The sequence below is a fragment of the Butyrivibrio sp. genome, assembly GCF_017635265.1.
Classification (GTDB): Bacteria; Bacillota; Clostridia; order Lachnospirales; family Lachnospiraceae; genus Butyrivibrio.
In genome coordinates this window covers 16,124-28,776 of record NZ_JAGBLU010000069.1, presented here as the reverse complement: position 1 = coordinate 28,776, position 12,653 = coordinate 16,124, and the positions used below count along the sequence as shown (strand labels likewise).

At 38.4% G+C, this 12,653-nt stretch carries 12 protein-coding genes, 1 other RNA gene and 1 riboswitch; all 13 genes read right to left on the bottom strand.

Annotation, left to right across the window (positions count from 1 at the left end):
- Positions 1–18: 18 nt before the first annotated feature.
- A complete protein-coding gene (glmS, locus tag J6O61_RS08285; RefSeq protein ID WP_292211826.1) occupies positions 19–1,887 on the bottom strand; it encodes a glutamine--fructose-6-phosphate transaminase (isomerizing) in 1,869 nt (622 codons plus the stop codon).
- A gap of 65 nt (positions 1,888–1,952) precedes the next feature.
- Positions 1,953–2,735, bottom strand: a complete 783-nt coding sequence (locus J6O61_RS08280) for an HAD-IIB family hydrolase (protein WP_292211824.1) — start codon at positions 2,733–2,735, stop codon at positions 1,953–1,955.
- Between the two features lie 17 nt (positions 2,736–2,752).
- Complete coding sequence (cbiB, locus tag J6O61_RS08275; protein ID WP_292211822.1) at positions 2,753–3,727, bottom strand: adenosylcobinamide-phosphate synthase CbiB; 975 nt, start codon at positions 3,725–3,727, stop codon at positions 2,753–2,755.
- 44 nt (positions 3,728–3,771) lie between these two features.
- Complete coding sequence (locus tag J6O61_RS08270) at positions 3,772–4,551, bottom strand: adenosylcobinamide-GDP ribazoletransferase (RefSeq protein WP_292211821.1); 780 nt, start codon at positions 4,549–4,551, stop codon at positions 3,772–3,774.
- Positions 4,548–5,474: a bifunctional adenosylcobinamide kinase/adenosylcobinamide-phosphate guanylyltransferase gene (locus J6O61_RS08265; protein ID WP_292211820.1), complete on the bottom strand. Its 927-nt coding sequence runs from the start codon at positions 5,472–5,474 to the stop codon at positions 4,548–4,550. Before J6O61_RS08265 ends, J6O61_RS08270 begins: the two co-directional genes overlap by 4 nt.
- Before the next feature lie 2 nt (positions 5,475–5,476).
- Complete coding sequence (gene cobT, locus J6O61_RS08260) at positions 5,477–6,574, bottom strand: nicotinate-nucleotide--dimethylbenzimidazole phosphoribosyltransferase (RefSeq protein WP_292211818.1); 1,098 nt, start codon at positions 6,572–6,574, stop codon at positions 5,477–5,479.
- Between the two features lie 12 nt (positions 6,575–6,586).
- Positions 6,587–7,654, bottom strand: coding sequence for a pyridoxal phosphate-dependent aminotransferase (locus J6O61_RS08255; RefSeq protein WP_292211817.1), 1,068 nt, complete (start codon positions 7,652–7,654; stop codon positions 6,587–6,589).
- 10 nt (positions 7,655–7,664) lie between these two features.
- Positions 7,665–8,438, bottom strand: coding sequence for an ABC transporter ATP-binding protein (locus tag J6O61_RS08250; RefSeq protein WP_292211815.1), 774 nt, complete (start codon positions 8,436–8,438; stop codon positions 7,665–7,667).
- Positions 8,439–9,458: a FecCD family ABC transporter permease gene (locus J6O61_RS08245; protein ID WP_330613751.1), complete on the bottom strand. Its 1,020-nt coding sequence runs from the start codon at positions 9,456–9,458 to the stop codon at positions 8,439–8,441. It lies immediately after the preceding gene.
- Positions 9,459–9,460: 2 nt separating this feature from the next.
- The gene (locus tag J6O61_RS08240) at positions 9,461–10,549 is read right to left on the bottom strand and encodes an ABC transporter substrate-binding protein (protein WP_292211813.1); all 1,089 of its coding nucleotides are present in this window, start codon (positions 10,547–10,549) and stop codon (positions 9,461–9,463) included.
- A gap of 35 nt (positions 10,550–10,584) precedes the next feature.
- Positions 10,585–10,727: riboswitch (cobalamin riboswitch) on the bottom strand.
- A gap of 59 nt (positions 10,728–10,786) precedes the next feature.
- Positions 10,787–11,581 carry a glutamate 5-kinase gene (gene proB / locus J6O61_RS08235; protein ID WP_292211811.1) on the bottom strand — a complete coding sequence of 265 codons (795 nt, stop codon included), beginning with the start codon at positions 11,579–11,581 and terminating at the stop codon, positions 10,787–10,789.
- Positions 11,582–11,659: 78 nt separating this feature from the next.
- Positions 11,660–12,015: a transfer-messenger RNA gene (gene ssrA, locus J6O61_RS08230) on the bottom strand.
- 68 nt (positions 12,016–12,083) lie between these two features.
- Positions 12,084–12,554 (bottom strand): SsrA-binding protein SmpB, encoded by a 471-nt coding sequence (gene smpB, locus J6O61_RS08225; RefSeq protein ID WP_292211807.1) that lies wholly within the window; start codon positions 12,552–12,554, stop codon positions 12,084–12,086.
- Positions 12,555–12,653: the final 99 nt, after the last annotated feature.

Sequence of the window (12,653 nt, the reverse complement as noted above, 5' to 3'; positions counted from 1 at the left end):
TTATTTTTTTAGTTCACGTTATTCTACTGTAACACTCTTTGCAAGGTTTCTTGGCTTATCAACATCAAGACCTCTTGCAACAGATACATAATATCCCAATAACTGAAGCGGTACTACAGCAAGTGACCCGATAAAGTGTTTGTCCATCTTGGGTACATATGTTACAAAGTCTGCTGTATCCTCTATCTCATATCTGCCATATGGAGCAAGCCCCATAAGATAAGCTCCTCTGCTCTTACACTCAACCATATTAGAAATGGTCTTCTCATAAAGATTATCCTGACAAAGAATACCTATTACAAGTGTTCCATCCTCAATAAGGCTTATAGTTCCGTGCTTAAGCTCACCTGCAGCATAAGCTTCAGAATGGATATATGATATTTCCTTCATCTTAAGGCTTCCCTCAAGACCTATTGCATAGTCAATTCCCCTTCCGATAAAGAAAATGTCCTTTGAATTGGCAATCTTTGCAGCAAACCACTGAAGTCTTTCTTTATCATCAAGAATCTTCTGAATACATTCAGGAATCCTTGAGATTTCTGAAATGTAATTATCATATGTTTTCTCATCAATACATCCGCGAACAGAAGCAAACTCAAGGGCAAGAAGATAAGAAACCACAAGCTGACAGCTATATGCCTTGGTTGTTGCAACAGATATCTCGGGTCCTGCAACTGTATAAATCACATAGTCCGCTTCTCTGGCAATTGAAGATCCAACCACATTGACAATTGCAAGAGTCTTAACTCCTCTTTCTTTTGCCTCACGAAGAGCCGCCAATGTATCAGCCGTCTCACCTGACTGAGAAATAACAATAACAAGATGATTCTCACCAAGTAAAGGCCCTCTGTATCTAAATTCAGAAGCAAGCTCAACCCTTACAGGTATACCTGCAATGTCCTCAATAACATACTGCGCTGCCATTCCCACATGCCACGCACTTCCGCAGGCAACAATAGTAATCGCAGAGATAGACTTAATTGTCTCTTCATCCATATCAAACTTAGATAAATCTACTTTGCCGTTTGTTAAAAGAGAATTTATTGTATTCTTAATGGCAGTTGGCTGTTCATGGATTTCCTTCATCATGAAGTGCTCAAATCCACCTCTCTCAGCAGCCTCGGCAGAGAACTTGATCTCTACCATCTCCTTCTCAATCAAATCACCGTTAAGGTCATAGAATTCAGCCTTTCCGGGAAGAAGTCTTGCCATCTCATTGTTACCGATGTAATAAACATTCTTTGTATGATTAAGAATGGCCGGGACATCTGAAGCAACAAATGTCTCATCTCCTGCAACACCTATAATCATAGGGCTGTCTTTTCTTGCAACATAGATTTCATCCGGATAATCCGCAAACATTACCTCAAGAGCATATGACCCACGCACTCTCACCATAGTCTTAGCAAGAGCATCAATCGGTCCAACCTTATACTTTTTGTAGTAATAATCTACAAGCTTTATAGCAACTTCAGTATCAGTGTCACTATAAAATTCATATCCGTTCTTTAAAAGCTTTTCCTTTAATTCCTGGTAATTCTCAATAATACCATTGTGTACACCGACTACTTCCGACTCAACAGTACCTGATGCTGAACCGCTACAATTTCCTGAAACATGAGGATGGGCATTAACCTGTGAAGGACCACCATGTGTTGCCCATCTTGTATGACCGATACCACAGCATCCAACAACACTCTGCCCATTATCTGTTTTTTCTTCAAGGTTTTTAAGTCTGCCTACTGCCTTAACAACCTCAGCTTTATTTGAACCGTCGCGAACAGCAATTCCTGCTGAATCGTAACCTCTATACTCCAATTTTGAAAGGCCTTCAAGCAAAATAGGAGCTGCCTGATGCTTTCCTATAAATCCAACAATTCCGCACATAATTTGTCCCTTTCTTATGAGAATATCTTAAATATAATAAACGATATAACTCAAAATATCAAATCCTATATTAGTTCAAAGTGCTCCATAGCGTGATAAATTCCGTCTTCATCCAGCGGAAGTGTAATATAATCGGCATAATCCGAAAGGTCATGAAAGGTTCCACCCATCGCAACTCCGCATCCGGCAGCTATAAGCATTTCCTTGTCATTGATACTATCTCCAAAAGAAAATGTATTCTTAACATCCTCCCCTAAAAGTTCACAGACTTTCCTTATACCGGTGCCTTTATCAAATCCCTTTGGAACCATCTCTGCTACAGAATCGCTATGAATTATGCAGCTGTATGTGTCAAGAAGCTCTTTAAAGCATGCATTACGTTCTTCTTTAGATACATTGGTGGCACAGGAAAGTTTATTGATTTCCCATTTTCCCCAATTATCACTGATCCCTCTTAAATTTTCTCCCATCTCCTGCATGACTTTTTCGCCATACATATCGCCTTCAAAATCTGACTTTTCCATATACAGAAACTTTGGTCCCTCCAAAATCGGAAGAAAGCCATGTTTTCTAACAGTTTCTATAGTCCTTACTGCATCCTCTTTTGGAATAAGTCGATTAAATATAACTTCACCGTTATATTCCACCATAGTCCCACAGGCAGACACAATTCCGTCAAAACCAATCGACAAAAGTTCTTTATTCGTAACAAAGCCCCTTGATCTTCCGGTATTAATAAAGCATTTATGTCCGTTTTCTCTGGCTTTTCTTATTGCAAATCTCGTCTTTTCTCTTATAACGTTTCTATAGTCCCATAGTGTTCCATCAATATCAAAAAATAAAATCATTTAATTCCCTCTATTCTTTATCTGCTGCCAAGATAAACAAAAAGACAGATAAGTGCAAAAATAAATGCAGTACACTGCATAAGTTTTATACTCCTTAATATATCCTCTATATCAATCTTTTTGATATCATCTCCAATATATGGTTTATCCTTAACCTTTCCAAAGTATGATGTCGGACCTGCAAGTCTTAGTCCAAGCGCTCCCGCCACCACACTCTCGCAATGAGCTGAATTGGGACTTTCATGCTTATATCTGTCTCTTTTCCATATTCTGAAAGCACCAAACGGATCATAGCCCATAAGAAGTGATGAAAAGATCATTAAAACAGCGCTTATCCGGGCGGGAATAAATGCTAATACATCATCCATTTTTGCGGCAGCTGTTCCAAAATAACTATACTTATCGTTTTTATAGCCTATCATTGAATCCATCGTACTGACTGCCTTGTAGATAAAAGCCAGCGTGGGGCCTCCCAAAATCAGATAAAACATTGGACAGATCACACCATCATTAGTATTTTCGGCTACCGTTTCAACTGTAGCCCTGATAATTCCTTCTTCATCAAGGCTTTTTGTATCCCTGCCAACTATCATTGAAACTGCTTTTCTGGCCATCTCTACATCCTTTGGCTCATCAGCCAAAGGAACATATACATCCATAGCAGCATCTTTGAGACTTTTACCTGCAATAGTAAAAGCAGACAAAATACTCATTACTGTAATTCCAATTAAACGGTCTATATAGAACGCAGTCCAGTTTATCACAAACGTAATAATACCGGTTATCAAAATTACTGTTAAAGCAAGAATCGCTCCTTTAGCTCTTTTTATCCTGTCAGAATCACCGGGTTTAAGTAGTCTTCTCTCCAAAAATACAATCAGAGCTCCTATAGCCTGAACAGGATGATAAAGCCATTTGGGATCACCCAGAATATAATCAATACATATCCCTATCAAAAAAGAAACCAACACATCCCTGTATATTATTCCCACATTATATCCCTCACCAAAACCTAATCATTAGCAAAATTTCAGTTTTAAACAGTCATATACACCACAAATCCAATACCTGCGCACAATTCACAGATGCAGACAAAAAAACCGGCAAGATCTCCCGTTATCCCTCCAAATTTCTTTCCCGACATATGATAATAATATATAAACGCAATAAATGAAATAAGAGATTCAAATAATCCTGCTGTTTTTCCAAAATAAATCATTAAGAAAACACAGATGACACCTTCGATTACAAGTGCAATTCTGCATTTTGTTTTTTCGGCACCGTTTGCAAATGTATAAAGCGTACCCTCACTTTTAGCACATTTAAAACTGACAACTGCTATTCCTGAAAGTATTCGGGAAAAGAAAAAAATAAGAGTCCAGGAAAAAAACACACCGGGCTTAAGACCATAGCTGATAATACAAAGAGCCGCAGCAAAAAAAAGACATCCGTAAACCAGCAGTCTTATTACTGCAAAAGCTCCTATATGGGGATCGCTTAAGATTTCAAGCCTCTTTTCTCTATCCCTGAATGAGCTTAATGCATCGCAGGTATCCATGTAGCCGTCTAAATGTATACCTCCTGAAATAATAATAGGAACAACCAAAATAAATAAAGTTCTGGCTACATATGGAATACTTTCAAAGAATGCATCAAAAAGAAAATAAGCGCCGGACATAATAAGTGCAATAACAAGCCCCACAAACGGAAAAAAGCATATACTATACTTCATATTTTCCTTTTTCCATTCAAATAAGGGCATGGGAATTCTGGAATACATTGAAAATGCTATTGCAACAGACTTTAGAATATTCATAGTTTGATTCCTCTCCCGCAAAAGACTCTGTAAACATCCGCCCCATCTGCCAATTGCTGCACAAATCTGCCTGCCGCTTCCCTATAGCGCCTTATAAGCTCATCAATTGGTACCACTCCGCAAAAAATATCATCAAAAATTATAATCGTTCCTTTTTCAAATTCCTGTACCGGAACAGAATCTTTTTTTACACAGGATAAAACATATTTCTCAACATGTTCATAGCACCTGTATCCTTTGGGAATTTCAGCAGTATTCTCATCACAAACATAAATATCTTTTGGACTGATTCCAAATTTTTTTGTCACAAAATTTCTTTTTCCCTGATAAGCTCCTCCAATTACAAGTACTCTTTCTTTTTGAGTTTCATTATCGGGATTATTTTTTTGTTTAATATCCATTTCTTTCCCTGCCACCACTTCAATAGCTTTATCAGAAACAAGACTTAACCTGTATTCCAAAAATGCAAGTCCTTCTCTGAACCTGTCTGTATAACCGTCATACTGACCAAAATCGCTTTGAATATAATCGCTGACAATAATAAGGTTTGTAATATGGCTTCCAAGATGGCAAACGTCACTATATACCTTTTGGTCTGCATCCCCGCAAAATTTAAAATCACCATTTTCGGATATTTTGAACATCTCGTTGGATAAAAGAGCTGTCAGACTATCTAAAAGAACCGTTGCATTTTCAGGGATAAGGTCAGTAGCCTCTAAGACATCTCTACCTTTTTCAATTGTTGTAAAGGGCATATTTTGTCTGCTTCCAATATGTTTTTTTATTCTTTCCTCATCTTCTGTGTCAGATGGAATCATAGTTGCAAGATAATATAGATTCTGCCCTTTTGATAATTCATATGCCATTTTCTCGGCCTTGGATGACTTTCCGTTTTTGCAGCCACCGGTTATGAGTACGAGCAATTTTATCTCTCCTGTTTTCTTATATCTTTTAGATAATCATCACAAATACCGCCATCTTTAAAGGTCGCCATGTTATTGGTAAAAGCACATGCAGCCTCAATTACCTGAAAAGCCAAAACGCAGCCGCTCCCCTCACCAAGGCCCATATCAAGATCAAGCCAGGGTTCCATCTTCATTAGTTTGGAAGCTACTTTGTATCCGTTTTCTTTAGACTTGTGAGAAGGGAAAAGGTATGCACTTACCCTTTCATTTAATTTTGTTGCGCAAAGAGCTGCAACAATAGATATATATCCGTCAATCACAACAGGTATCCTGTTTTTGGCAGCACCTAAAAAGACTCCGCACATTGCGGCAATATCCAGACCTCCAAGATGTCCGAGAATTTCTATTATATCTTTTGTACTATTGCATTCATTTTTAAATCGAAAAAGAGCCTTATCGACAACATTTTTCTTTTTTTCAAAAGCTTCATCAGTAAGGCCTCCGCCTCTTCCGACAACGTCAAAAGCTGCCAATCCCGAAATAGCAGCTAAAACCGCGGCACTTGTGGTGGTATTTCCAATTCCCATCTCTCCGACACCCAAAATATCCACTCCATCAGACTTTGCCCTGTCTGCACACTCTACACCTGTCAGAATAGCCCTTATCACTTCTTCTCTTTCAAGAGCTCTTGTAACAGCAATATTTCCTGTTCCTTCTCTTATTCTTCTGTCAAGAATCTCCGGGCAATTATAGTCCGAAGAAATCCCCACATCTACAATTTCTGTCTCTATGCCAAAATGCTCTGCCATTGAGCTCATACCGGTAATTTTCCTGGTCATGTTTACTGCCTGACTTAAAGTTACCGATACAGGTGCAGATGATACCCCTTCCGAAACAACGCCATTGTCCGCACAAAGAACTACAATTCTCTTTTTATCAATGTTATTCTTGATTTTTTTTGTAATTCCCGCCAGTGAAATTGCAATTTTTTCAAGCTTTCCAAGACTCCTCGGAGGCTTTATCAAACTATCAATATATTTTTCAGCCTCATCAGATTTTGTTTTATCCGTCTCTTCTATTGCATTAATTATGTCAAACAGCTCTTTTTCTCTATCCAAAGCTCTATCACCTCAAAGCAGCTTTTCAAATATCTCCAATAATTTCTCATTATCCGAATGACTGCCTATAGCTATCCTAAAGTATTCACCTGATAATCCCAAAAAATTGTCACAGTTTCGTAAGTACAAGCCATTATCCAATAATAGCTTATGAAAGTCAGACTTTGTTTTTATTCTCGTCAAAATATAATTCGTATCAGAAGGATACACCTTAATCCCCATATCAGATAAACCATCTGTAAGATAAGTCTTTTCCCTTTGAATAAAAGAGATTGTATCCTGAAGATATGCATCATTACTTAAAAGCTTTTTTCCAACAACCTGCGCAACCCCCGATACGCTCCACTCCGGTTGCATCAGCCTGATTTTCCCAACTATATCCTTGTCAGAACACATTCCGTATCCCAGCCTTATTCCGGGGATTGAATATATCTTGGTAAAAGACCTTATGATAAAAAGATTCGGGTAATCTTCTACAAATGAAGCCATGCTTACTTTTTTTATATCACTTGTAAAATCAACAAAAGATTCGTCAATAACAAGCTTTGCTTTTGCTTCACGACATATATCAAGGACACGCTTTAACACACTTTTTGCAATGCAAGCTCCGGTTGGATTGTTAGGATTACAGATATAAACCGCGCATCCACTGTCATGTCCATATTCTCTTAAAAACTTCTCTATAGCCTCAATCTGACTATTCCCAAAAATAAAATCATCTTTTTCAAAAAGATAACAATAGCTGATATTGACTCCCGCCGCATTTAAAGCCCTCTCATAACCTGAGAAGGTCGGCTCAACAATAAGAGCAGCTGATATTCCAAGGCAAAAAGCAGAAAGTGTAATGATTTCAGATGCACCATTTCCTACGATTATATTACCGGCGCACACTCCACTTCTTTTTGAAATACATTTTGTAAGCTCCTTACTTTCCCTGTCAGGATAAAATGCAGTTGCCCTCATAATTTCTTCATCAGATAACTTAGGCACTTTGCAAAAATTGTTTATATTAACGCTTAAGTCTATAATATCTCTTCTATTAAGTTCTCCACCGTGATGGTAATCATTATTATCCTTCATTGCCAAACCTTTATATCCAGTGAGAGTATTGTTTTTTCATGTACTCTTTTACATCAATATCAAACGTCTTCCTGAGAAATTCACTACTTATTATTTCAGCCTTACTTCCATCTGCCAGAATTTCCCCGTCTTTTAAAAGAATAAGCTTATCAGCAGCTTCGATTGCAATATTAATATCATGAAAAACTCCAATCAAAGTATGCTTTTTATCCTCATTTTTCCAATCGGACAGGTACGTCAAAAACTCTGACTGATACTTAATATCCAAATGATTTGTCGGTTCATCCAAAACTATAATATCTGTATCCTGTGCCATTGTTCTTGCAAGAAATACTCTCTGAAGCTGCCCTCCTGAAAGTTGACTGATCTGTCTGTCTCTTTCATGATCAAGTCCGTATTGATTAAGGCATCTATTTACAATTTCCCTGTCTTTAATACCCGGAAGGCCAAATATATTTTTTGAATACAGGTATCTGCCAAGCATTACTGTTTCTTCAACGGTATATGAAAAATAGACATTAGAAAACTGCATAAGTACAGAAAGCTTTCCTGCTATGTCTTTTCTTTTCATGGTTCTGACTTCCCTGCCATCTACATGAACGTTTCCTGCATATGGAAGCATTCCGCATATAGCTCTTATAAGCGTAGTCTTACCACATCCATTGGCTCCCAGAATAGCAACGCTTTCTCCTTCCCTGACAGAAAAAGAAATATCTTTGATTACAGGGTTATCCAAAGGATTTTTATCATAGCCACAGATTAGATTTTTACATTCAATCAGCATTTATGCCCTCTTACCTCTGAAATATACATATGCAAAAAACGGTGCGCCGACAAGGGCAGTTATTGCTCCTACGGGAATCTCTCTGGGAGCCATTATGGTTCTGGAAATCATATCGGCAAAAGACATAAATGCGCCCCCTAAAACAAATGACATAGGAATCACATATTTATGTTTTGACCCGAACAGACGCCTTGTAATATGCGGAATTGTAAGATCAACAAATCCGATTATTCCTGAAAAGCACACAGCTGCTCCAGTCAAAAAAGTTGCCAAAACAAGCAGTATGATCTTTGTCTTTTTAGTCTCAACACCGATACTCATTGCTCCTTCGTCTCCAAAGGTCATGATATCAAGTTCCCTGACAAAGAAAATAATAACAAGTGTTCCAAGCACTGCACATATACTCAAAATAAGCACATGGATCCATCTTCTTCCCGAGAAAGACCCCATCTGCCATAAAATCAGTCTTTGCATATGTTCACTGTTCATAGCACTTATAATCGTTAAAATAGCATTTACAAATAAGGAAAAAACCATTCCAAATAGAATAATAGTATGATTGCCCATATTCTGATCAAGTTTTTCAGAAACAGCTATCACGAGAAATACTGTAAGAAGTCCTGCTGCAAATCCGGCCAGTGGCAATAAAAAAAATCCCAAAACCATACTCGTTATTCCGGATGTAATAACAATGGCTGCTCCCAGTGATGCGCCTGAAGATACACCTAAAGTGTATGAGGATGCCAACGGATTTTGTAAGATAGACTGGATCACTACTCCGCTTACGGAAAGGGCAGCTCCGACAAAGAATGCCGTAAAGGCTCTTGGCATTCTTATATCCCAGAGTATTGAGATATATGAATCCTCAATACTCTGAGGTAAAGAAACATTAAAGAGCTTATTTAGAATAACTGAAACAATATCAGTAGCAGGAATATACACACTTCCCACCCCCACACTAAGAATCAGTACAATTATTGAAATTATTATGGAAATAATTATCTTAAGCTCTTTTTTCATTGTTATGCAGCGGGCTTCTCCTCATTTACTTCACTTTCAAACGGATCAACAACTGTCTCATAGTAGTCGGGATAAATATATTTAGCCATTTCAATCATGGCACTTACTACGTGATGGTTTGGTCTGTTTACCGTATCGTTATCAATCTGGTAAACACGAGCCTCTTTGATAGCAGAAACATTTTCCCAGCCGCTCATTGAAAGTAGTACATTTATAACATCATCAGTATACATATCAGCAGTTAATATAACCTGTGGATCCATTGCAACTGCTGCTTCTTCTGTAAGAGCAGGCCACTGAGACTCTTCCTGTCCTGCAACATTTACAGCACCTATAAGGCTGATCATCTCATTGATATAAGTATTGGATCCGCATGTATAAATCGTCGGTGAATCAGCTGATGGTGTAAAGAGCTCAAAAAGAACCGTCTTTTTTTCCTCTTCGGGAATTGTAGCTGCTATTTTTGAAATTTCTTCAATCGAACTTTCCATATCAGCAACTAGCTTATCAGCTATATCACTTGTAGCTGTAGCGGCACCAATAAACTTTATATCCTCTTTTATATCGTTAAGACTTGCACTGCTTGGTATATCAAGAACACATACCCCTGCCTCTTTTACAGACGCAAATACATCTTCGCCATGGCTTGCGCTCATACCGGTTGTAAATACCACATCTGCACCAAGGGCAATAATCTGCTCCTGATCAGGAGTCATCATGTCAAACTGTGCAATATCAGACTTTAAGGAATCAGAATAGCTTGCATATGAGTACGTATCACAAGCCACTATTTTGTCTGCAAGACCGAGGTCTATAAGTATCTGTGTTGTTGAAGGAGCCATTGAAACTATTGAATTTACTTCATCCGGGATTGTTACCTCATTACCACTTCTGTCAGTAGTCGGTTTTGCCAAAGCTTCTTCTGTTTCATTAGATTCAGCCTGATTATTTGATGCTTCACTTACAGAAACGGAAGATTCTTCTGTAACTGTTTCTGAAGATTGTTGTGTAGATGCGCTGTTTCCGCAGCCCACAGCCAAAGTAGACATCATGGCTACGGCCATGACTAAAGATAAGATTTTCTTTTTCATAATTTTGTCCTCACTTTCTTTGTTCACGAAGAAATTTTGTGATTAATGCAAAGGCAGGTATCTGGCTTGGGCACTATGCCCATCACAGTAGCGGCACTGCTGAAGAATCTCACTTCATTCCCTATTAAGTGGCACCGGAGAATCCATCCTGACCACACCGTTTGCATTGACAAAAATAACATCAAAACCTTGTGATGTCAAATCATGGAAATTAAAAAAGCGCATAAATACGGCAAATCACTTAGCCACAAACAATGTTCCGACAATTTTTTTCTCAATAACATCATAGAGCTTTTCGGGATTTTTTCCATTCGTTATGATCACATCAATCCCATGGTTTGTAGCATATTCAGCTGCATCAAGCTTTGTTATCATCCCGCCTGTTCCGCGATTTGACCCTGAGCCGGAGGCAATTCCTTTTAATTCATCTGTGATTTCTTCAACACGACTTATAAGCCTGGCATCAGGATTAGTACTCGGATTTCCATCATAGAGACCGTCTATATCAGAAAAAATGATGAGCTTACTTGCGTTACAAAATGCTGCAACAAAAGCAGACAACATATCATTATCGGAAAAGAGCTTTTTCTCCGACTCAATCTCTGCATGGCTGACAGAGTCATTTTCATTGACGATAGGAATAATGTGATTCTCTAAAAGGGCATCAAAAGTATTCTTTAGGTTCTTGCTTCTTATTGGATCTGCTATATCCTCATTATCAAGAAGAATCTGCCCCACCATTCTTCCGTATTCACCAAAAAATTTGTCATACAGATGCATGAGCTCAGTCTGTCCAACCGCCGCAGCTGCCTGCTTCATTCTTATTTCCTTTGGTTTTTGCGGAAGTCGCATTTTTCCGGCTCCGACTGCAATGGCTCCCGATGAGACAAGCACCAGGTCATATCCTAAATTTTCAACCCCGGACAGCGCTCTGCACAAATGATCCAAAGACCTTATATCCACATTTCCTTCACTGTTTGTAATTGTTGATGTTCCAACTTTAACTACTATTCTTTTTTTGCTGACACTCATAATTTTCCCCTTTAACTTGCTAAATCATATTTTATACTATATAAAAAGAACTACCATAAATCAATGGTAGTTCTCTAAAAATGGATTAGAGGGGAGTCGAACCCCTGTCCAAAAATTCATCCCCTGTCCTTCTACTATCATAGCCTGTTATTTCGGAATTCTGCATTCCCGTTCCCTTTCAACCACGGTAATAGGCAACTGTAATTAATCGGTAGCTTCATAATACGTCCATAACTGCGAAGCCTCAGCTATGTCGTTTCCTACAAATTTTGACGCCAGTTACTAAATGTGTAGGTGCACTTAGGCTGACGGGCTGCACTTAGGCAGCGATTGCTAAATTATCGTTAGCGTTTAATTTTAATTTGAGGTTTGACGCACCATCCTGCGGATAGCTTCTCCAGCTTCAAAATCCCTGTCGAAACCTTTACTAACCCTTATTTAGTTGTGCTTACCCATTATATCGGTAAGCACAGATAAAATCAATATACTTGCGGCCATTGTTTTACTTAAATTTCACTTTGAACTCTTTTTCAGCTTCTCGCTGCTGATCCTTTTTGGCCATATCAGCGCGCTTGTCGTAAAGTTTTTTACCCTTTGCAAGGCCCAGTTCTACTTTTACTTTCCCGTTTTTAAAATAGACTTCAAGAGGAACCAGCGTATAACCCTGGACCATTTTCTGTTGATCAAGTTTCCTGATCTCAGCCTTGTGTAAAAGAAGCCTCTTAACCCGAAGAGGATCCTTGTTAAAAATATTTCCCTTCTCGTATGGACTGATATTCATGCCCATTATGAAAGCTTCTCCCTTGTCAATACTGATCCAGGCCTCTTTAATACTGCATTTTCCCTGCCTTATTGACTTTACTTCAGTTCCAAACAGTTCTATTCCTGCCTCGTACTTTTCTTCAATGAAGTAGTCGTGATATGCTTTCTTGTTGTTTGCAACAAGCTTTCTTGCCTTATTTTCTTCTGCCATTCTTTTTTCTTCCCTTTCCCTGGGCACTTCGTGCCGCCTTGCTTGTAGCAGACTTCTTATATTTATGAACCTTATAAACCTTCCTTAAAGACTTGCTTT

Coding starts and splice junctions, on each gene's coding strand:
- glmS (WP_292211826.1), bottom strand. CDS start 1,887: ATGTGCGGAATTGTTGGATTTATAGGAAAGCATCAGGCAGCTCCTATT.
- J6O61_RS08280 (WP_292211824.1), bottom strand. CDS start 2,735: ATGATTTTATTTTTTGATATTGATGGAACACTATGGGACTATAGAAAC.
- J6O61_RS08270 (WP_292211821.1), bottom strand. CDS start 4,551: ATGAATATTCTAAAGTCTGTTGCAATAGCATTTTCAATGTATTCCAGA.
- J6O61_RS08255 (WP_292211817.1), bottom strand. CDS start 7,654: ATGAAGGATAATAATGATTACCATCACGGTGGAGAACTTAATAGAAGA.
- J6O61_RS08250 (WP_292211815.1), bottom strand. CDS start 8,438: ATGCTGATTGAATGTAAAAATCTAATCTGTGGCTATGATAAAAATCCT.
- J6O61_RS08245 (WP_330613751.1), bottom strand. CDS start 9,458: ATGAAAAAAGAGCTTAAGATAATTATTTCCATAATAATTTCAATAATT.
- J6O61_RS08240 (WP_292211813.1), bottom strand. CDS start 10,549: ATGAAAAAGAAAATCTTATCTTTAGTCATGGCCGTAGCCATGATGTCT.
- proB (WP_292211811.1), bottom strand. CDS start 11,581: ATGAGTGTCAGCAAAAAAAGAATAGTAGTTAAAGTTGGAACATCAACA.
- smpB (WP_292211807.1), bottom strand. CDS start 12,554: ATGGCAGAAGAAAATAAGGCAAGAAAGCTTGTTGCAAACAACAAGAAA.